The organism is Tatumella morbirosei (assembly GCF_000757425.2).
Taxonomy (GTDB): Bacteria; Pseudomonadota; Gammaproteobacteria; order Enterobacterales; family Enterobacteriaceae; genus Tatumella; species Tatumella morbirosei.
On record NZ_JPKR02000003.1, the window covers coordinates 1,643,444 to 1,665,309 of the forward strand.

Consider the following 21,866-nt stretch of genomic DNA (forward strand, 5'->3'; position numbering starts at 1 on the left):
AATGCTGTTAGCATGATCTCCTTTAGTAAAAATTAAAACTCTTTTTTAAGCCAACTATTGATTCGTTTAAACCAACCGCCGACTGATGCTCTTTTCTCGCTATCACCATCCCCACCCAGATGCGACTCCTTGCCATAATGCAACAGGCCAACAGCCGTTGAATAGTAGGGTTCCTGCGCATAATCGGTCAGGCCGGTGATATTTAAAGGCTGACCAATACGGACCTGGGTATGGAATACCCGTTGCGCGCAAGCCGCCAGACCTTCAATCTGCCCTGCTCCACCGGTTAACACGATGCCGGCAGCCAGATGATGCTTCACTCCCTGCTGACGTAACTGTTCCTGAAGCTCCAGGATTTCGTCATTCACCAGGTTTAACAATTCGGTATAACGAGGTTCGATAACTTCAGCCAGCGTCTGACGTTGCAAACTGCGTGGTGGTCTTCCGCCAACACTCGGGACTTCGACATTTTCGTCTTTACCCACAATCGAACCTAAGGCACAACCATGACGGACTTTAATTGCTTCCGCATCGGTGGGCGGGGTGCCAAACGCATAGGCGATATCACTGGTCACCACATTCCCTGCATAAGGGATTACTTTAGTGTGTCGCAATGCTCCGCCGGTATAGACCGCCATATCCATTGTACCACCACCAATATCAACCACACAGACACCCAGTTCACGTTCATCTTCAGTCAGAACCGCATAACTTGATGCCAGTCCGGCGAAAATGAGTTGATCCACTTTCAGCCCACAACGTTCAACCGCTTTAACGATGTTTTTCGCCATATCGTTATGACAGGTAATCAGATGCACTTTCGCCTGCATCCTGACCCCCGATAATCCTACAGGATTTTTGATCCCTTCCTGATAGTCGATGGCATATTCCTGAGGAATTACGTGCAAAATCCGGTGTTCATCACGGACACGAACTGATTTCGCCGTATGTACCACATTCTCTACATCATCCTGGGTTACTTCTTCTTCCGAAATCGGAACCATCCCGATTTCGTTCTGACAACTGATATGCTTACCGGACAGCGCCAGGTAAACTGACGATATCTGACAGTCAGCCATTAATTCAGCCTGGTCTATCGCCCGCTGAACGCATTTCACCACTGACTCGAGATCGTTTACGCCGCCTTTATCCATCCCACGGGACGGACAGCTGCCTACTCCGATAATGTTGACCATACCATCGGGCAGAATCTCCCCTACAAGGGCAGCAACCTTAGCGGTGCCGATTTCAAGTCCTACTACAAGTTTTCTGTCCGTTGCCTTGATCATTATTGTTTAGCCTGTGCCTGCTTTTGTTGCTGGTTAGTGGTCTGAGGTTCAACAGGAGCGGCTACCCAACCAACTGCCGCACCGGAGTCATACCGTAAGTCCACATAACCTATCCGTTTATTCTCCGCCTGCCCCTGCCTGAGCAGTACCGGGTAAAGGTCAATAAAACGTTGTAAACGTTTCATTGTTTCATCACGTCCCAGTTCGATTTTCATATCATCACTGGTGACCAGTTGCCATGAACGTCGTGCGGTCATCGAAGCCGCCTTCAGAATAACTTTCGAAGGCTTTAACATATCGCTCATCTGATAGAAGCCAGCCATGACCTCTTTCTCACTGCCTTCTGGCCCGTAGAGCATGGGCATCGCTTGCTTACCCAACTGGCTTAAAGGTAAGCTAAAAGACACTCCATCCGCATCAACCACATTCTGATCATTCCAGCGGGCTACAGGAACATATTCAACCAGATGAATCTTTAATTCGTCAGGCCACTGCTTACGTACACTGACCTGTTTAATCCATGGCAGCCGCTCAATCTGCTGCTGTATCACATCCACATTCTGTGACATAAATGTGCCTGGTGGACCCAGTGATAAAATCGCCTGACGGATATCATCGTTAGTGGTGTAATGCGTGTCTCCGGTCACCACCAGTTTCGAAAGTGGTAAACGGGATGCGTCATCCATCCATTTCACTACCATCACACCACCCAGCACCATGACACCGATGACCATTAACAGAAAGATCATCCCGAACAGGCGCGAACCATTACTACGTCCGGACCCCATACGATCCTGTGGTTCCCGGTTGCGTGTATTTAAAGCCGCCTGAGACATATCAGTCTGTTAACTCCAGAATCATGGTCACTAATTGCGAAAACTCTATACCTGCCTGTTTTGCTGCCATCGGCACCAGACTATGGCTGGTCATGCCTGGCGAGGTATTGACCTCTAATAGCTGGAAATTACCCTCTCCGTCCATCATGACATCAACACGACCCCATCCGCTGCAACCTAAAGAATGCCATGCCGCCAACACTAATTCATTCAGCGCAATCTGTTGTTGTTCATCTAATCCTGACGGACAAAAATATTCTGTGTCATCAGCGAGATATTTTGCATTGTAGTCGTAAAATTCTGTTTTAGCTTTAATTCGTATTGAAGGCAGAACTTTATTGCCAATAATTGCAACCGTATATTCTTCACCGCTGAGAAAAGCTTCGACCAGAACTTCGCTATCATATTGAAAAGCAAGTTCTAAAGCAGCAAACAGATCGTCTGCATGGTTAACCCGGCTAATCCCAACACTGGAACCTTCGTTACCAGGCTTTACAAATAATGGCAGCCCCAGCGCCTTAACTGACTCCAGAGTCGACTGATCTAACCCTGCGCTCATCTGCTGGCGTGTCAGACAAACAAACCGGCTGGTTGGTAATCCACACCCCTGCCACAACCATTTAGTACGGGCTTTATCCATGGTGATTGCCGAAGCCATCACACCACTGCCGGTATACGGCAAACCGATAAAATCCAGTACCGCCTGCAGTGTCCCATCTTCCCCGCCACGGCCATGCAGAGCAATAAATGCACGGGTAAAACCTTGTTCTTTCAGGCTAAGTACCGATTGTTCACGGGTATCTATCCCATAAGCGTTCCATCCCGCCGCAGTTAACCCGGCGACGACCGCACGACCTGACTCAAGAGAAACTTCTCGTTCTGCCGAGGACCCGCCCATCAAAACAGCAATTTTTTCAACCATGCTGCTCCTCCGTGCGGGCAACCGGCTGTAATTTATGCTCAGCCAGAGTCCGGGCAATACGACCCACTGTCCCTGCTCCCTGAGCCAGAATCAAATCATTACCACTCAATACCGGAGCCAGCATTTCCGCCAGCAACTCATTGTCTGCCACCAAAATCGGATCAACTTTTCCACGACTACGGATTGACCGGCATAATGCCCTGCTGTCAGCTCCGGCAATCGGCGCCTCCCCGGCTGAATAGACGTCCAGCATGAGCAACACATCCACCTGACATAGCACATTGGCAAAATCATCAAACAGATCACGGGTCCGTGTATAACGATGTGGCTGGAATATCATCACCAGTTTCTTATCCGGCCAGCCCGCTCTTGCTGCTTTGATGGTGGCATCAACTTCTGTCGGGTGATGACCATAGTCATCCACCAACATCGCCGTTCCACGGGTTCCATTTACCGGGGCCGTCGGATATTCCCCCAGCAAGTCGAAACGCCGACCGGTTCCCTGGAAGTTCTCCAGTGCTGCCAGTATCTCTGCATCATCGATGCCTTCTTCTGTGGCAACGCTGACAGCCGCAGCAGCATTCAATGCATTGTGACGACCGGGCGCGTTCAGAGTCACGTCCATCACCGGCTTGTCCTGACGCACCAGCCGGAAGTGGCCACGGGCACCCTGTTGCTGATAATTTTCAATTCTTACGTCAGCATCATCACTGAAACCATAAGTGGTTATCTGACGTCCGACTCGTGGGATGAGTTCACGAATCACAGGATCATCCACACACAACACCGCGCGACCATAAAATGGCAGGTTATGCAGGAAGTTCACGAACGTCTGTTTCAGGTTTTCAAAATCCCCCTGATAGGTGTCCATATGATCTGCTTCGATATTGGTGACGATCGCAACCATGGGTTGCAGATGCAGGAACGATGCATCACTTTCATCGGCTTCTGCTATCAGGTAGCGGCTGCTACCCAACCGGGCGTGAGTTCCGGCTGCTTTCACCAGTCCGCCATTAACAAACGTCGGATCCAGCCCACCTTCGGCATAGATACTGGAAACCATCGCCGTGGTGGTGGTTTTACCGTGTGTGCCGGCAATCGCGATCCCATGCCGGAAACGCATCAGCTCGGCCAACATTTCAGCCCGGCGGATCACCGGAATCCTGGCCTCACGGGCCGCCACCAGCTCAGGGTTATCCTGAGAAATAGCACTGGATACCACGACCACGCTGACATCTGTCACATTCTCTGGCCGGTGGTTAAAGTAAATAGTCACACCCAGTGAACTCAGATGCTGAGTCACCGGATTTGGCGCCAGATCCGAACCGCTGATCTGATACCCCTCATTTGCCAGCACTTCAGCAATACCGCCCATGCCAGCACCACCGATGCCAACAAAATGGATATGCCTGACCCGACGCATTTCAGGCACAACAGAGCGAAGTTTTGCTAATTGCTGAGTATTCATTTATTCACACTACCTGTTATCACTTTGCCCGTTTTACCGGGGAGCTGCTCTTCTGGAGCACTATTCATTTGGCGGCTTTTGCCACTTCAGTTGCCACACGTTCAGTGGCATCCGGGATCGCAATGGCTCGAGCTTTTAAGGCCATGGCCAGTAACTGTTGGCGATCCCAGCCCGCCAGGGTGTCGGCGACCCCCTGAGCGTTAAAATCTGGCTGTTCGAAAATTCTTGCTGCTCCTGCTTTTTCCAGCGGTAAAGCATTCCAGTATTGCTGGCGATCTTTATGCTGAAACGGAACAAATATCGCCGGTAGCCCTGCAGCCGCAATTTCACTGACTGTCAATGCGCCCGAACGACACACCACCACATCAGCCCAGGCATAAGCTTCCGCCATATCATCGATAAACTCCGCGACCCGGTGTCCGGTTTGTCCGACGCTGGCATACAATTCATTCACCTGCGCCAGTGCGCCTTTACCGGTCTGGTGCCAGAGAGTAATACTCTCCCCTGCTTTTTGAGCGACCAGAGGCATAGTCTGATTGAGGATTCTCGCTCCCTGACTACCCCCTATCACCAGCACCCTCAGCGGGCCTTCTCTGCCGGCAAAGCGTTGTTCCGGAGCCGGCAGCGCCAGTACATCGGTCCGCACCGGGTTTCCAACCACTTCTGCATCGGGAAAAGCCCCCGGGAAAGCCTGCATGACTTTGCGCGCTATCTTCGATAACCCTTTATTCGTCAAACCGGCTATCCCGTTTTGCTCATGTAACACCACCGGGATGCCACAACTCCAGGCCGCCAGGCCACCAGGACCAGAAACATAGCCGCCCATGCCCAGTACCACATCTGGTTGCCAGGCCTTCATGATGGCCCGGGCCTGTCGCCATGCAGTAAAAATCCGTAGCGGCGCCATAAGCTGCGCTTTTAACCCTTTGCCACGCAATCCACTGATTTGAATAAAATCGATATCAATGCCATGCTTTGGCACCAGGTCAGCTTCCATCCGGTCTGCAGTACCCAGCCAGCGAACCTGCCAGCCTTGATCCATCAGATGGTGCGCAACAGCCAGCCCCGGAAACACATGTCCGCCGGTTCCTCCGGCCATCACCATCAGTCGTTTGCCACTCATCGACTACCCCGGGTAAACGCCTGTGCTTTTGTCAGACGTGTTTCATAATCTATTCGTAATAACAGCACTATCGCTGTAGACATAATAATCAGGCTCGATCCCCCGTAACTGATCAGGGGTAACGTCAGACCTTTGGTTGGCAGCATTCCGGCAGCGGCCCCGACGTTAACCAGCGCCTGAAAACTAAACCAGACACCGATAGCACAGGCCAGAAACCCGGAGAAACGCTGATCTAACTCCAGCGCTCTGCGCCCAATGGACATCGCCCGAAAAGCGACGAAGAATACCATTAAAAGTGCCAATACCACACCGAAAAAGCCCAGTTCTTCACCAATAATCGAGAAGATAAAGTCAGTATGTGCTTCCGGTAAGTATTCAAGTTTCTGTACCGAATTCCCCAGTCCCTGCCCCCAGAATTCACCACGACCAAAGGCCATGAGTGACTGGGTTAACTGATAACCACTGCCGAAAGGATCGGCCCAGGGGTTCCAGAAAGAAGTTACACGCCGCATACGATAGGGCTCAGCAATAATCAGCAACACAACCGCAAATATTCCGGACCCGATAATCGCCAGGAACTGCCACAATTTTGCTCCGGCCAGAAACAGCATCGCCAGGGTGGTAACAAACAACACAATGACCGTACCGAGGTCTGGCTGAGCCAGCAGTAATACCGCCAGAACGACCATGACCCCCATCGGTTTACAGAACCCCCAGAAGTTACTCCGGACTTCATCCACCTTTCGCACCAGATAACTGGCGAGATAACAAAATAGTGACAGCTTAGAAAATTCAGCGGGCTGAATACGTAACGGTCCTAACGCAATCCAGCGTGAGGCCCCGTTAACTGAGCTTCCCACCACCAAAACCACCAGCAACATAACGACCGAGGCCAGCAGCATGACATTGCTGTAACGCTGCCAGAAGGACATAGGTAACCGCAGTGTCACCAGTGATATTGCGAAACCAAGTCCCAGATAGAAAGCGTCACGCTTCGCAAAGTAGAACGGGTCATCACTCATCCGCTGGCCCACAGGAACTGACGCAGAGGTCACCATCACAAAACCAATAATTGCCAGACCAAAGGTCAGCCATAACAAGGTGCGGTCATAGAGAATGATGGCAGTGTCATCACTTTTTCTGGCTCCCATGACCCAGTCTCTTAAACGACCAGTGATCGCCATAACTGCAGTGCCGGCAAGCGCCAGGCCTGGAATACGCATTAGCCTAACTCCTTAGCTAACCGGGTAAAAAGATCGCCCCGTTGCTCAAAATTTTTAAACTGATCCAGACTGGCACATGCCGGAGACAGCAATACCATGTCTCCCTGTCGGGTCTGCGGGGCAATCTCTGTCATCACTTGCTGTAATGTTTCTCTGCACTCAGAGATTTCAGGACGTAATGCCGCCAGTTCAGCCGCATCCCGGCCAAAGCAGTAAATCTTCAGATTATCCTTTAGCAGGTAAGGTTGCAGAGGAGAGAAATCTGCGGATTTTCCGTCGCCCCCCAGCAATAACCACAATGTTCCTGAAACATTAAGTCCTTTCAGCGCGGCTTCAGTACTGCCGACATTGGTCGCTTTCGAGTCATTGATCCAGTCCACCCCTTTATTGCGGTAGGCCAGATTAAATCGGTGACTCAGCCCGCTAAAGCGAGTGAGTGCTTCCAGGCTGGACGCTCGAGGCAAACCGACAGCGTCAGCCAGTGCCAGTGCCGCCAGCGCATTGGTAAAATTATGCTGACCGGTGAGTTTCATTTCCCGGGTATCCAGCACTTTCTCGCCCTTCACCCATAACCAGGTAGCGCTTTGCTGACTGTCCAGATGATAGTCACCGGAATTCACACCGAAACTGATGCAACGGTTATCCACTCCCCTCACCGGCAAGGTCAGACTATCATCGGCATTAACCACACAGACTCTGGCATTTTCGTAAACCCGTAACTTGGCTGCGCGGTACTGCTGCATCCCGAGCGGATAACGATCCATATGATCTTCGGTAACGTTCAGTATGGTTGCCGCTGCTGCCGCAAGACTATATGTGGTCTCCAGCTGAAAACTGGATAATTCCAGTACGTACAACTGTGCCGGTTGTTCCAGCAACGACAGCGCAGGTAAACCGATATTACCGCCTACCCCGACCTGCCAGCCGGCAGCTTTAGCCATTTCTCCCACCAGTGTGGTCACGGTGCTTTTACCGTTAGATCCGGTAATCGCTACGATCGGGGCGCGGGCTTCACGGCAAAACAGTTCAACATCACCGATAATTTCCACCCCGGCTTCGGCAGCTTCTGCCAGCGCCGGATGCGCCAGGGCAATGCCCGGACTTGCGATAATTAAATCGGCATCCAGTAACCAGGCCTCGTTAATCCCCCCGAGGTAACGCTCCAGATGTTCCGGTAATTTATCCAGTCCGGGAGGGGACATTCGGGTATCAACCACCCGCGGCATTACTCCGCGGGCTAAAAAGAAATCAACACAGGACAGGCCGGTCAGCCCCAGCCCGATAATGACAACTTTTTTACCCCGATAGTCAGACATCATTAGCGTACCTTAAGGGTCGCCAGTCCGATCAGGACCAGCATTAACGAAATAATCCAGAAGCGCACGATAACGCGAGGTTCCGGCCAGCCTTTCAGTTCATAGTGGTGATGGATAGGAGCCATGCGGAAGATACGTTGTCCGCGCAGTTTGAACGATCCTACCTGCAGAATGACCGACAGAGTCTCCACTACAAATACCCCGCCCATAATCACCAGTAAGAATTCCTGACGTAATAACACGGCAATGGTTCCAAGCGCACCGCCCAGAGCCAGCGAGCCGACATCGCCCATAAATACCTGCGCCGGGTAGGTGTTAAACCATAAAAAGCCTAAACCAGCACCGACAATTGCCGTACAGACAATCACCAGCTCCCCCGCATGACGCAGATACGGAATATGCAGGTATTCGGCGAAGTTCACGTTACCGGTGGCCCAGGCAACCAGACCGAAACCGGCCGCAACAAACACTGTTGGCATAATTGCCAGACCATCCAGACCGTCTGTCAGGTTTACTGCATTACTGGTGCCAACAATGACGAAGTAAGTCAGTAACAGGTAACTCAGGCCCAGTTGCGGCATAACATCTTTAAAAAATGGCACGACCAGTTGGGTCGCCGGAGTACCTTTCCCGATTGCATACAGCGTAAAGGCCACGCCTAATGCAATCACCGACTGCCAGAAATATTTCCAGCGGGCAATCAGACCTTTGGTGTCTTTACGTACCACTTTGCGGTAATCATCTATAAACCCGATGATGCCGTAACCTATCAGCACGACCAGTACACACCAGACATAAGGGTTAGACGGATACGCCCACATCAGGACCGAAATGGTGATTGACGTCAGAATCATCAGTCCGCCCATTGTCGGCGTACCACGCTTGCTGAAATGTGACTCCGGGCCGTCGTTACGAACCACCTGACCAATTTGCAGTTTTTGTAGCCATGCGATCAAACGTGGCCCCATCCACAGACTGATAAACAACGAGGTCAGCAGACTGACAATGGCGCGAAACGTCAGGTACGAAAAGATATTAAATCCTGAGTAGAGGGAAACCAGGTGTTCAGCCAACCAGACTAACATGTGCCTTTCTCCTGTAATTGCTGAACCACTTCTTCCATAGCAGCACTTCTCGAACCTTTGATCAAAATGGTAACTTCCTGATGTTCAGATAATAATTTCCGCAACCGCGCAATCAGCGCCGGTTTGCCAGTAAAATGTTCACCCTGCTGGCTTTCCTGAGAGATAAAACGGCTCAGTGTTCCAACGCTCAATACTTTATCAATACCTGCTTCCCGTGCAGCAACGCCAACCGCACGGTGGCACTGTTCAGCTTCATCACCTAACTCTGCCATGTCGCCAACCACCATAATCCGGTAACCCGGCATCTCGCCCAGCACCTGTGCTGCTGCCGTCATTGAACCGACATTCGCATTGTAACTGTCGTCCAACAATTGCTGTTGTTCAGACAATCGGACAGGGAAGAGTCGTCCGGGTACCGGTTGCAGATCACTGAGCCCGGTTGCAATCGCAGGCAAAGGCGCCCCCACTGCCAGAGAGAGAGCCGCCGCAGCCAGGGCATTAGCGATGTTATGCCGGCCAGGGAGTGGCAGACGAACCGCGACGCTACCCTGCGGGGTGTACAGAGTAAATGCAGTACCCGTTCCACTGACGATAACATCGCGGGCATGGAAATCTGCCGACGATTCCGCCGCAGGGGAAAAACGCCACACGGTCTTATCCGATAACTGAGTCTGCCAGTGTGGCCAGTCATTGCTGTCATCATTGAGGATGGCAATCCCTTTTTGCGACAGGCCACCAAAAATCTCACCTTTAGCCTTGGCAACACCAGCCAGTGATCCAAAACCTTCAAGGTGTGCTGCGGCCAGATTATTCACCAGCGCAGCTTCAGGACGAACCATCGCAGTGGTATAGGCTATTTCACCCTGATGATTCGCGCCCAGTTCAATCACCGCATATTCATGTTCCGGCGTCAGACGCAGCAGAGTCATAGGTACGCCGATGTCATTATTCAGGTTACCCGCGGTGTACAGGGTATTACCGCATTGCTTCAGAATCGATGCGGTCATCTCTTTAACCGAGGTTTTCCCGGAGGAACCTGTCAGAGCAACCACCCGCGCCGGCACCTGCTGGCGAACAAACGCAGCCAGCTCACCAAAGGCAATACGGGTATCTCTGACCACCACCTGAGGGATATCTGTCGGTAATGGTTTGCTAACCATCAACGCGGCTGCTCCCGCTTTCAGGGCATCGTTGATAAAATCATGAGCATCGAAGCGTTCACCGATTAAAGCAATAAACAGGCATCCTGGCGTGACTTTACGGGTATCGGTGGTGACCGAAGAAAAGCTCAACGCCGAATCTCCGGATAGCTGACCACCGGTCAGGGTGGCCAGTTGCTGTAGGGTCATCTCAATCATGCCAATACCCCCAGTAATGAAGCTACGGTCGCTCTGTCTGAATAATCCAGACGGCGCTGGCCGATTATCTGATAATCTTCATGTCCCTTGCCTGCCACCAGAACGATATCCTGAGGACCAGCCTGCATCAGAGCGTGGGTGACGGCACGGGCGCGGCCAGGAACCACCAGTGCTCTGCCAGGGTCCAGCAACCCGCTGAGAATGTCGTTAACAATCGCCTGTGCATCTTCGCTGCGTGGGTTGTCATCGGTCACAATCACTTGATCGGCCAACTGTTCGGCAATCGCCCCCATTAACGGGCGCTTGCCTTTGTCACGATCACCGCCACATCCAAAAACACACCACAGTTTGCCACTGCAATGTAACCGGGTCGCTGCCAGTGCTTTTTCCAGTGCATCCGGGGTATGGGCATAATCGACCACCACCGTCGGCCGGCCATCGGCATGGAAAACTTCCATCCGCCCACAAACAGGTTGCAACCGGGCAGCAGTGTCACGCAACCGTTCCAGCGGATAACCTAATGCCAGCAGAGTCGCCATCGCCATCAGCATATTGCTAACATTAAATGCTCCCATCAGCTGACTGGTAAATTCTCCGTCACCCCAGTCAGAACGGAAAGTGACCTTTGCCCCTTTATCCAAATACTCTACGTGACAAGCCTCTAACCGGCGACCATGATGGCCGGCAGGAACTTGCCCTTGCATGCTGACAGCGACGGCATCGGTCAATTTTCCCAGCCAGCGGCGTCCTGTCTCATCATCAGCATTAATAACTGATTGTCCGACCTGATGATCGGCAAACAGCGACCATTTTGCAGCTTCGTAACTCTGCATATCCCCATGATAATCCAGGTGATCACGGCTCAGATTGGTAAATACGGCCGCAGCAAACGGCAAAGCAGCAACACGATGCTGGACCAGCCCGTGAGACGAAACTTCCATGGCGGTCAGTGTGGCCCCTTGCTCCGCTAATCCAGCTAAAACCTGCTGGATATCAACCGCAGAACCGGTGGTATTTTCGCTCGGCGTCAGGTGTCCGTACAGACCATTACCTACAGTCCCCATTACCGCACCGGTTTCGCCCAACAGATTTGCCCACTGAGCCAGAAGCTGGCTGGTCGTAGTTTTACCATTAGTACCGGTGATTCCAATTAATGTCTGTTTCTCTGCAGGATTTTCATAGAAACGACCCGCCAGGGCAGACAGGCGTTGCGATAACTGCTTCAGATAGATGACCGGCACGCCATGCAGTTCTTTGATATCACCATCCGCAGCTTCGCCTTCAGCTTCAGCAATCACTGCGGCCACGCCCTGAGCAATGGCCTGAGGAATATAGTGACGTCCGTCGACGCTATGTCCGGCCACAGCCACAAACAGATCGCCGGCAGCCGCCGTGCGGCTGTCCAGTGTCATTTCCTTCAGCTGACGTTCTGGCGCACCCGGCACCCACGGGGCCAGCAGGTCGCGCAAGTTACGATCTGTCACTTTCGTCCTCATTTCTGTTATCCACGAAATCGTTTTTGTCATTGGCAGGTAATGCATCCGGTTCGATATTCATCGTTCGCAATACGCCACCCATGATGGCGCCGAAAACCGGTGCAGATACCGCACCACCGTAATACTTGCCTGCCTGTGGATCGTTAATCACCACAACCAGCGCAAAACGTGGATGGCTGGCAGGCGCAACGCCTGCGGTGTAAGCAATATACTTGTTAACGTACTGACCATCCGGACCGACTTTTTTTGCGGTCCCGGTCTTGATCGCTATCCGGTAGCCCTTAATAGCAGCTTTAACACCACCCCCCCCCGGCAGTGCGACACTTTCCATCATGTGCAGTACAGTTTTCACAGTAGACTCGGGGAAGGCCCGCTCTCCTGCTACCGGTGGATCAACTTTAGTAATCGATAATGGTCTGGCGATGCCGTAGCTGCCAATGGTGGCGTAGACACGCGCTAACTGTAACGGCGTTACCATTAGCCCGTAGCCAAATGAGAAGGTGGCCCTCTCTATGTCAGACCACCGTTGTTTTTTAGGGTATATGCCACTGCTTTCCCCGACCAGCCCCAAATTAGTCGGTTTACCCAATCCAAAGCGCGAGTAGGTTTCTACCAGCGCAGAGGAGGGCATCGCTAATGCCAGTCTTGATACACCGACATTACTCGATTTTTGCAAGACACCTGTCAGTGTCAGTTCGTTATAACGTGCTACATCCTTGATCTCATGGCCATTAATCCTGTACGGCACAGTATTGATGACGCTATTTTCGCGGATAACTCCACGCTGTAATGCCGTCATCACTACCATAGGTTTCACTGTAGACCCGGGTTCAAAAATATCGGTAATAGCCCGGTTACGCATCGCATCTTTGGTGGTGGTCCCCAGGTTATTCGGGTTATACGCCGGGCTGTTTGCCATGGCCAGCACTTCTCCGGTGTTCACGTCGACCAGGACCGCTGACCCGGATTCCGCTTTATTGAATGCCACCGCATTACTCAGTTCACGATACACCAGTGCCTGTAAACGCTCATCGATACTCAATGTCAGGTTATGCGCAGCCTGGCTGTCAACAGAGGAGATATCCTCAATCACTCTCCCCTGACGATCTTTACGTACCGTTCTGACGCCCGGCTGACCGGTCAACCATTTATCAAAACTCTTTTCGATCCCTTCAATCCCGACACCATCAATATTGGTGAAACCGATCAGGTGAGCGGTCACCTGACCTGCCGGATAGTAGCGGCGGGATTCCTCACGCAGATGGACCCCCGGCAGTTTCAGTTTTTTAATGTACTCACCCACCGACGGATTGATCTGCCGGGCAAGGTAGATAAACCGGCCTTTCGGATTAGTGTTTACACGGGCGTAGAGCTGGTCCTGGGTCATCGACAATGCATCGGCCAGCGCCTTCCAGCGGTTATCGACTGTGATACCGCCTTTATCATTCAGCTCTTTCGGATCGACCCAAACAGCATTCACCGGCACACTTACCGCTAAAGGACGCCCGGCGCGATCGCTTATCATGCCACGGGAGGTCGGCACTGGTTGAACACGTAATGAACGGAGATCACCCTCTTTGACTAAACGATCCGGGTTGACGACCTGTAGGTAGCCGACACGTGTCACCAGCCCCACCAGTGCGGCCAGAATTCCGAGACACAGCAACGCAAAACGCCAGCTGATAAAGCTGGCCTTGTTTTCCGGTTTTCTGGACTTCAGCGTTTTTTTCGCGCTGCTCATGCCGTTATTGTTTTCCTATGGTTGAACCACAATGTTTTCTTGTGAAGGATCAACATGTTGCATATGGAGTTTTTCAATCGCCAATCGCTCTACCCGACTATGATCACCCAGCGCATTCTCTTCAAGGATCAGGTTTCGCCATTCGATATCCAGCGAATCCCGCTCCAGTACCATCTGTTCACGTTGAGCGGTCAGTAACCTGGTTTTATGAGTAGTGATCACCACCATCACTGCCGAAATCAGTACCGCAATAATGAGCAGCAAAGGTAATTTTCCGTGGCGTAGTAAATCTCCACCGATAATGCCGGGCAGGCTGTGACGTTCGTTACCGATCATTCAGCGGTCCTCTGTGCAATACGTAATACCGAACTTCGGGCCCGCGGATTATCAGCAACTTCACGCTCTCCCGGCACCAGCTTGCCCAGTGTTTTCAGCTCACGCCCGCCCAGTGCTTTGAGTTGAGCTTCCGTCAGCGGCAGCCCTGAAGGGACCTGTGCACCACGGCTCTGATCACGCATAAAACGCTTAACCAGCCGGTCTTCCAGTGAATGGAAACTGATGACGGACAGACGACCTTCCGGTGCAAGAGCCGTCAGAGCTCCATTTAATGCCTGTGAAATCTCTTCAAGTTCACTGTTCACCCAAATCCGGATAGCCTGAAAACTACGGGTTGCCGGGTGCTTAAATTTATCTTTCACTGGCGTCGCGTTATAAATCACTTCTGCCAGTTCCTTGGTTCGGCTCATCGGTTGTTCGCGGTTACGTTCTACGATGGCTCTGGCGATACGTTTAGCAAAACGCTCTTCACCATAGGCCTTAAGCACAAACGCAATATCCTGTTCTTCGGCCTGCAACAACCACTCAGCGGCTGATTGTCCGCGTGTCGGGTCCATTCGCATATCCAGTGGACCGTCACGCATAAATGAAAAACCACGTTCGGCATCGTCGAGCTGCGGAGAAGAAACCCCGAGATCCAGTAAAATGCCGTTTACTTTGCCACGCAGTCCCAGTGAATCTGTGTATTCTGCCAGGCCGGAAAAAGGACCATGGATAATGGAAAAACGCGGATCATTGATTTCCGCCGCCGCAGCAATCGCCTGAGGATCTCTGTCAATGGCGATAAGCCTGCCATGTTCTCCCAGTCGGGAAAGGATAAGACGTGAGTGCCCTCCCCTGCCAAAAGTGCCATCAATATAGATGCCGTCTTCCTGAAGGTTGAGTCCGTTGACTGCCTCATCTAACAGCACTGTGGTATGTTTAAAATTTTCCGACATAAGCTATAGCGATAAATCCTGCAACCGCTCAGATAAAACATCCTGAGCCGTCTCTGCTTCAATATCTTCCTTGATCTGTTGATACCAGGTCTGTTCATCCCACAGTTCAAATTTGTTGAACTGCCCGACCAGCATGATTTCTTTCTGTAATCCGGCATGTTGTCTGAGTGTTCCTGCCAGTAACAACCGCCCTGCACTATCCATCTGACACTCGCTGGCATGCCCAAGTAACAGGCGTTGCACACGACGCTCAGCCGGGTTCATCGTCGACAGGCGGGACAGCTTTCGCTCAATGACTTCCCATTCCGGCAAGGTGTAAAGCAGCAGGCAGGGCTGGTGGAGGTCAATGGTGCATACCATTTGCCCCTGTGATTCCCCGATCAGTATTTCCCGATAGCGAGTAGGTACTGCTATCCGGCCTTTACCGTCAAGATTAACCAGCGTTGCCCCGCGAAACATGAGTGTTGATCCCCTCAGTTAACCTGTTTCACCACTTTATCCCACAATTTACCACTAATTGAGTGTACGGAGCGGATGAAATCCTTGTCAAGCAACAACGGTCGCTTAATAACATTATTTCCTGCGGCAAATTCAGAGAATTCCAGAGACATCTTTGACAAAAAAACGGGCCAAAAGAATTAACTCAATGAATAACTGCAATAATTTGAGAACACTGCGGGGAAGGGTTAATAAATATCGGCGAAAAACGACGGAATTGTTAACTTCGGGCGGTGTATTCACGGCGGGCATTTTAAGGAATTTCTTACCGAAATCACAGCAGAGTTGCCATGATATTAGTAAAGCTAATCACCTTGTGGCCAGTTAGACTGGCGGTCGGCCCTGAAAACAGACCTCAGCAGGCAAAAAAGCACGCTCCGGGAACTGAATTATTGAGGCCGGCGCCCCAGTTTACCACGCTGATAAAGGTTTCGACGTATACGGGTCAGTCCCGGTTTAGGACGTTTAGGCTCATCAAGACTGGCCAGCACTAATTCCAGCACCCGTTCAGCAATATCCCGATGCCGCTGGCCGGCAGAAAGTACCGGACACTCCAGAAAATCGAGTAATTCATTATCACCAAACGTGGCAATTGAAACATGGCCTGGCAGATGACCATGAACCCGAAGGCAGGCATCCATCATTCCCTGTAACAGACCAAATGAGGTGGTAAACAACGCCGCAGGCATCGGATGGTTTTCCAGATAGCGAACAAAAGTATCTGCCGCAGCACTTCGCTCAAAACTGTTGCTGTAGATAAAATCTACCTGACGACTGTCACCGCGCCAGGCATCACGAAATCCTTGCTCACGTAAAAAACTCACCGACAATTCAGGTAATGCTCCCAGAAACAATACATTGTCTACCGGCTGTTTGCGTAATTCGCTGGAAAGGGCAAACGCATCTTCCTGATCAGCGCCTACCACGCTGGTGAAATGCTCCCTGTCCAGGGCACGATCCAGTGCAATTATCGGTAATGAATCGCCCACCCAACGCTGATAAAAAGGGTGCTCAGGGGGCAGAGACGTCGATACAATTAAGGCATCAACCTGACGTTGCAGCAGATGTTCGATGCACCGGATTTCATTATCTGGCTGGTCTTCTGAACAGGCTATCAGTAGCTGATAACCGCGTTGTCTGGCCTGGCGTTCAAGGTATTTTGCAATCCGTGTATAGCTGGTGTTTTCCAGGTCAGGGATGACCAGTCCAATAGAACGAGTCCGCCCTGCACGTAATCCTGCCGCCACTGCATTAGGCTGATAATTATGTTCCCTGACCACAGCCATGACTTTTTCTACCGTTTTTTCACTCACACGGTATTGTCTGGCTTTGCCATTAATGACATAACTCGCCGTCGTCCGGGAAACACCTGCCAGACGTGCAATTTCATCCAGTTTCACTTTTACCCCAGCGTCCAAAAAATTCTTCTGATGCCTGATCGACACTCTACTGCCGATCTAAACGCAGATGCTGCAACGGAGCAACCATTTTGTTGATACCGATAAAAAAGGCCCGTAGAACGGGCCAGAAAGTATGGCAGAGACGTAATTTAGCCTTTAGCCAATGGTGCGCTCGCCACGGGACAAACCGATGACTCCGGAGCGAACCACTTCGACAATATCCGTCACACCACGCAATGTATTCAGAAATGCATCCAGTTTGTCACTGGTGCCGGCCAACTGCACGGTATACAGAGAGGCACTGACATCGACGATCTGTCCGCGGAAAATATCAGAACAGCGTTTAACTTCATCACGCTGGCTGCCTTCCGCCTGAATTTTAACCAGCATAATTTCCCGCTCAACACAGGCAGCCTGGCCCAGTTCACTGACCCGTAAAACGTCCACCAGTTTATGCAGCTGCTTTTCAATTTGCTCCAGAACCTTGGCATCGCCCACGGTCTGGATAGTCATCCGCGACAAGGTAGGGTCATCGGTAGGAGCAACTGCCAGACTTTCAATATTATAACCCCGTTGTGAAAACAATCCGATTACGCGTGACAATGCCCCGGATTCATTCTCTAGTAATACAGATAAAATACGGCGCATTATTCAGTCCTCTCGGTTTTGCTTAACCACATCTCATTCATTCCGCCGCCACGAATCAGCATCGGATAAACGTGTTCACTGCCATCGACATGCACATCCACAAACACCAGACGGCCGCTGGCAACGATATTCAGGGCTTCAGTCAGTTTCTCATCCAGCTCAGCAGGATTACTGATGGTCATTCCTACGTGACCATAAGCTTCGGCGAGCCGTACAAAATCTGGTAACGACTGCATGTAGGATTGTGAGTGACGGCCGGAATAGATCATATCCTGCCATTGCTTCACCATCCCCAGATAACCGTTATTCAGATTAAGAATTAACACCGGCAGTTCATACTGCAACGCCGTAGATAATTCCTGAATATTCATCTGGATACTGCCATCGCCGGTCACACAAACTACCGTAGCCTCCGGCACCGCCATTTTCACACCCAGCGCGGCTGGCAGGCCAAAGCCCATCGTGCCCAGGCCTCCCGAGTTAATCCAGCGACGCGGCTGATTAAAGCGATAGTGCAACGCTGCAAACATCTGGTGCTGACCGACATCAGAGGTCACATAAGCATCACCTTTTGTCAGACGCCAGATAGCATCAATCGCGGCCTGAGGTTTAATCGTTTCACCCCCGGTCTCAAAAGCGAGGCAGTGACGCTCCCGCCATCCTTCAATCTGTTTCCACCAGTCACTGTGGTCTTCAGAGGTTTTGTCTCCGGCATTCAACAGTTCCAGCATCTGTTGTAACACCTGCCCGGCATCTCCTACCACAGGAATATCCGCCGCGATGGTTTTAGAGATGGATGTCGGATCAATATCGATATGGATGACCGTGGCATCCGGACAATATTTTGCCAGGTTATTGGTGGTACGATCATCAAAGCGCACTCCAATAGCGAAGATAACATCAGCATTATGCATCGTCATATTGGCTTCATAGGTGCCGTGCATACCCAGCATGCCAACGCTTTGCTGATGCGTTCCGGGGAACGCGCCCAGCCCCATCAGAGTCGTGGTCACCGGAATGTTCAGCGTTTCGGCCAGAGAAATCAGCGCCTGCTCACAGCCGGAAGTAATCACCCCGCCACCGGCATAAATCACGGGCTGTTTGGCCGCCAGTAACACCTGTAATGCTCGTTTAATCTGGCCACGGTGCCCCTGCGTTGTGGGGTTATAAGAGCGTAGAGATACCTGCTCCGGCCAGTAATAGGGCAGTTTTTCTGCCGGGTTCAGAACATCCTTAGGCAGATCGATCACTACAGGCCCGGGGCGACCGGACGATGCCAGCCAGAAAGCTTTCTTAATAATGGCAGGGATATCTTCTGTGCGTTTTACCAGAAAACTGTGCTTCACTACAGGGCGGGAGATCCCCACCATGTCACATTCCTGAAAGGCATCACTACCTATGAGTGAGGAAGCCACTTGTCCGGAAAGTACGACCATTGGAATAGAATCCATATAGGCCGTCGCAATACCGGTAATGGCGTTGGTTGCTCCCGGACCGGATGTCACCAGCACCACTCCCGTTTCCCCGGTGGCACGGGCCAGGCCATCAGCCATGTGCACAGCAGCCTGTTCATGACGAACAAGGATATGGTCAATCCCACCGACGGTTTGCAGTGCATCATAAATATCCAGCACGGCCCCTCCGGGATAACCAAAAACCTGTTTTATGCCCTGGTCAATCAACGATCGAACGACCATCTCGGCTCCTGACAACATCTCCATTTTTGCCTCCAGGCGATAACTGAATTCACGGACACGCATGACTGACAAACGATAGCCTTCCGTTAATAATATTCCCCAATGAAGATCAAAAACTTATACCATCTGCAAGGTGATGGGATCATCTCTTCATTGCTTGTATACAGAAGGAAGACAGCATTTATTATCTGCATTTCATCCGGCTAACATAACCGCAGAAATGTTACCAGGCAAACCCCGGTCTGATTCAGGCAGATAAATATTTAATAAAAGTTACTGCGATCACGAACAACCAGCCCGGAATAAAACTACCACAGTGTTTTTTAGTAGTTTAATATTCTGACTTTATGAGCCACTGCAGTTAATAATGAAATTTAACTATTTTATTCAGGTGATAAATTCAGTGCCCTGTCCCGCATATTTTTCAGGTGGCAATTTTATTCTCTGGTAATGAATATCTCTGCAATATATTTCACTACCACCATCATCCTTCGCGATAACTTCCACCTTGAAAAACCAGAAATAAAAACAATAAATTTCAATTAATTATATAAAAAAACCCTTCAGACACTCCGGATTGACTGATCATTAAGCAAGCGGGTAAACGCCTCTCACGCCAGATATCTTGCTGAGCTTAGGATGGCAGAATAATCCTCTGATGACACCCACGGAATAGCCACTGACTTTAAGTTGACATCGGCTACAGATTCCAGTACCAATATAAGCATACATATTTTACAGGGTCTGAACTAATGATTCGTTTTATCCGCCTATCAGGACTACTCCTTCTCGCATTTAATGTGCGCGGTAGTTTTGTGGGCGGAATCAAAAAATGATTCGGGCCTGAAAACAGAAAAACCCGCGCCGCAGCGCGGGTTTTTTTATGCCCGCGAGCCGGAGCCATAAAACACACAAGGAATTTACAATGAGCGAGCAAGTCATTATTTTTGATACAACCTTACGTGACGGTGAGCAGGCGCTGCAGGCCAGCCTGAGTGTCAAAGAGAAATTACAAATTGCTCTGGCACTGGAGAGAATGAAAGTCGATGTTATGGAAGTTGGCTTTCCGGTCTCTTCTCCTGGTGACTTTGAGTCAGTGCAGACTATTGCCCGGACCATCAAAAACAGTCGCGTTTGTGGTCTGGCACGCTGTGTTGAAAAAGATATTGATGCCGCTTATGAGGCTTTAAAGGTCGCGGAAGCTTTCCGTATTCATACCTTTATCGCTACCTCCCCAATGCATATTGCCACCAAATTACGCAGTACCTTACCGGAGGTTATCGAACGGGCCGTATACATGATTAAACACGCCCGCCGGTATACAGACGATGTAGAATTCTCCTGTGAAGACGGCGGCCGGACACCGATTGATGATTTGTGTCGGGTGGTCGAAGCAGCGATTAATGCTGGTGCCCGCACCATTAACATCCCGGATACCGTCGGTTATACCCTGCCCCATGAATATGCCAACATCATCTCAGCCTTAACTCAGCGTGTTCCTAATATCGATAAAGCCATTTTGTCCGTACACACCCATGATGACTTAGGGATGGCGGTGGGCAATGCGATTGCTGCGGTACAGGCAGGTGCGCGCCAGGTTGAAGGGACTCTGAATGGTCTGGGTGAACGTGCAGGAAACTGTGCCCTGGAAGAAGTTATCATGGCAATCAAAACCCGCCAGCAGATGATGAACGTGACCACCGGAATTAACCATCAGGAAATTTATCGTACCAGCCAGATAGTCAGCCAGATTTGTAATATGCCCATTCCGGCCAATAAAGCAGTGGTCGGCAGCAATGCCTTTGCCCACTCCTCCGGTATTCACCAGGATGGAGTGCTGAAAAACCGTGAAAACTATGAAATTATGACCCCGGAATCTATCGGTCTGAATCAGGTGCAACTGAACCTGACCTCGCGTTCCGGTCGCGCCGCCGTGAAACATCGCATGGAAGAGATGGGTTATAAAGAAACTGATTATAACGCGGAAGCATTGTATGACGCCTTCCTGAAACTGGCAGATAAAAAAGGCCAAATCTTCGATTACGATCTGGAAGCCTTGGCGTTTATTAATAAACAGAATGAAGAACACGATCACTTCCGTCTGCAGGAATTTAATGTTCAGTCAGGCTCCAGTATTACTGCCACTGCATCAGTGAAACTGGCTTGCGGCGATGAAGTGAAGGAAGAAGCGGCGACTGGGAACGGCCCGGTAGATGCCGTGTACCAGGCTATCAATCGCATCACGGGTTACCAGGCGGAGCTGGTTAAATATCAGTTGTCCGCCAAAGGTCAGGGCGAAAATGCACTGGGCCAGGTAGATATTGTAATCCGCTATAACGCCAGAAAATTCCATGGTGTCGGGCTGGCGACGGATATTGTTGAATCTTCAGCCACGGCAATGGTCAATGCCCTGAATAACATCTGGCAGGCCAAACAGGTTGAGAAAGAATTACAGCGTAAATTTAAGACTGAAGCTAAGGAAACAGTGTAAT

The 21,866-nt window shown here is 51.0% G+C and carries 18 protein-coding genes; 1 reads left to right on the forward strand and 17 read right to left on the reverse strand.

Features of this window, described 5'->3' with window-relative positions; genetic code table 11:
* Positions 1-32 precede the first annotated feature (32 nt).
* The 17 genes from ftsA to ilvI all read right to left on the reverse strand — a co-directional run bounded on the left by ftsA (position 33) and on the right by ilvI (position 19,398).
* Positions 33-1,289 carry a cell division protein FtsA gene (gene ftsA, locus HA49_RS10395; protein ID WP_038023056.1) on the reverse strand — a complete coding sequence of 419 codons (1,257 nt, stop codon included), beginning with the start codon at positions 1,287-1,289 and terminating at the stop codon, positions 33-35.
* Positions 1,289-2,125 carry a cell division protein FtsQ gene (gene ftsQ / locus HA49_RS10400; RefSeq protein ID WP_038023057.1) on the reverse strand — a complete coding sequence of 279 codons (837 nt, stop codon included), beginning with the start codon at positions 2,123-2,125 and terminating at the stop codon, positions 1,289-1,291. The genes ftsA and ftsQ overlap by 1 nt, the downstream gene beginning before the upstream one ends.
* Before the next feature lies 1 nt (position 2,126).
* The gene (locus tag HA49_RS10405) at positions 2,127-3,047 is read right to left on the reverse strand and encodes a D-alanine--D-alanine ligase (RefSeq protein ID WP_038023059.1); all 921 of its coding nucleotides are present in this window, start codon (positions 3,045-3,047) and stop codon (positions 2,127-2,129) included.
* Positions 3,040-4,515, reverse strand: a complete 1,476-nt coding sequence (gene murC / locus HA49_RS10410; protein ID WP_038023061.1) for a UDP-N-acetylmuramate--L-alanine ligase — start codon at positions 4,513-4,515, stop codon at positions 3,040-3,042. Before murC ends, HA49_RS10405 begins: the two co-directional genes overlap by 8 nt.
* A gap of 64 nt (positions 4,516-4,579) precedes the next feature.
* Complete coding sequence (murG, locus tag HA49_RS10415; RefSeq protein ID WP_038023064.1) at positions 4,580-5,638, reverse strand: undecaprenyldiphospho-muramoylpentapeptide beta-N-acetylglucosaminyltransferase; 1,059 nt, start codon at positions 5,636-5,638, stop codon at positions 4,580-4,582.
* Complete coding sequence (gene ftsW, locus HA49_RS10420) at positions 5,635-6,861, reverse strand: cell division protein FtsW (protein ID WP_038023068.1); 1,227 nt, start codon at positions 6,859-6,861, stop codon at positions 5,635-5,637. Before ftsW ends, murG begins: the two co-directional genes overlap by 4 nt.
* The gene (gene murD / locus HA49_RS10425) at positions 6,861-8,177 is read right to left on the reverse strand and encodes a UDP-N-acetylmuramoyl-L-alanine--D-glutamate ligase (protein ID WP_038023437.1); all 1,317 of its coding nucleotides are present in this window, start codon (positions 8,175-8,177) and stop codon (positions 6,861-6,863) included. The genes ftsW and murD overlap by 1 nt, the downstream gene beginning before the upstream one ends.
* Before the next feature lie 2 nt (positions 8,178-8,179).
* Positions 8,180-9,262, reverse strand: a complete 1,083-nt coding sequence (mraY, locus tag HA49_RS10430) for a phospho-N-acetylmuramoyl-pentapeptide-transferase (RefSeq protein WP_038023071.1) — start codon at positions 9,260-9,262, stop codon at positions 8,180-8,182.
* Positions 9,256-10,620 (reverse strand): UDP-N-acetylmuramoyl-tripeptide--D-alanyl-D-alanine ligase, encoded by a 1,365-nt coding sequence (murF, locus tag HA49_RS10435; protein WP_038023073.1) that lies wholly within the window; start codon positions 10,618-10,620, stop codon positions 9,256-9,258. The genes mraY and murF overlap by 7 nt, the downstream gene beginning before the upstream one ends.
* Positions 10,617-12,104 (reverse strand): UDP-N-acetylmuramoyl-L-alanyl-D-glutamate--2,6-diaminopimelate ligase, encoded by a 1,488-nt coding sequence (gene murE / locus HA49_RS10440; RefSeq protein ID WP_038023076.1) that lies wholly within the window; start codon positions 12,102-12,104, stop codon positions 10,617-10,619. The genes murF and murE overlap by 4 nt, the downstream gene beginning before the upstream one ends.
* Positions 12,091-13,857, reverse strand: coding sequence for a peptidoglycan glycosyltransferase FtsI (locus tag HA49_RS10445; protein ID WP_038023078.1), 1,767 nt, complete (start codon positions 13,855-13,857; stop codon positions 12,091-12,093). Before HA49_RS10445 ends, murE begins: the two co-directional genes overlap by 14 nt.
* Before the next feature lie 15 nt (positions 13,858-13,872).
* Positions 13,873-14,193, reverse strand: coding sequence for a cell division protein FtsL (gene ftsL / locus HA49_RS10450; protein WP_038023081.1), 321 nt, complete (start codon positions 14,191-14,193; stop codon positions 13,873-13,875).
* A complete protein-coding gene (gene rsmH, locus HA49_RS10455) occupies positions 14,190-15,131 on the reverse strand; it encodes a 16S rRNA (cytosine(1402)-N(4))-methyltransferase RsmH (RefSeq protein WP_038023084.1) in 942 nt (313 codons plus the stop codon). The genes ftsL and rsmH overlap by 4 nt, the downstream gene beginning before the upstream one ends.
* 3 nt (positions 15,132-15,134) lie before the next feature.
* Positions 15,135-15,590 (reverse strand): division/cell wall cluster transcriptional repressor MraZ, encoded by a 456-nt coding sequence (gene mraZ / locus HA49_RS10460; RefSeq protein WP_038023087.1) that lies wholly within the window; start codon positions 15,588-15,590, stop codon positions 15,135-15,137.
* Positions 15,591-16,018: 428 nt separating this feature from the next.
* Positions 16,019-17,029 (reverse strand): catabolite repressor/activator, encoded by a 1,011-nt coding sequence (cra, locus tag HA49_RS10465; RefSeq protein WP_038023439.1) that lies wholly within the window; start codon positions 17,027-17,029, stop codon positions 16,019-16,021.
* A 156-nt stretch (positions 17,030-17,185) separates the two neighbouring features.
* On the reverse strand, positions 17,186-17,677 hold the full coding sequence (ilvN, locus tag HA49_RS10470; RefSeq protein ID WP_038023089.1) for an acetolactate synthase small subunit: 492 nt from the start codon (positions 17,675-17,677) through the stop codon (positions 17,186-17,188).
* On the reverse strand, positions 17,677-19,398 hold the full coding sequence (gene ilvI, locus HA49_RS10475) for an acetolactate synthase 3 large subunit (protein WP_038023441.1): 1,722 nt from the start codon (positions 19,396-19,398) through the stop codon (positions 17,677-17,679). Before ilvI ends, ilvN begins: the two co-directional genes overlap by 1 nt.
* A gap of 901 nt (positions 19,399-20,299) precedes the next feature.
* Here ilvI and leuA point away from each other — a divergent pair.
* Positions 20,300-21,865, forward strand: a complete 1,566-nt coding sequence (gene leuA, locus HA49_RS10480) for a 2-isopropylmalate synthase (protein ID WP_038023091.1) — start codon at positions 20,300-20,302, stop codon at positions 21,863-21,865.
* Position 21,866 lies beyond the last annotated feature (1 nt).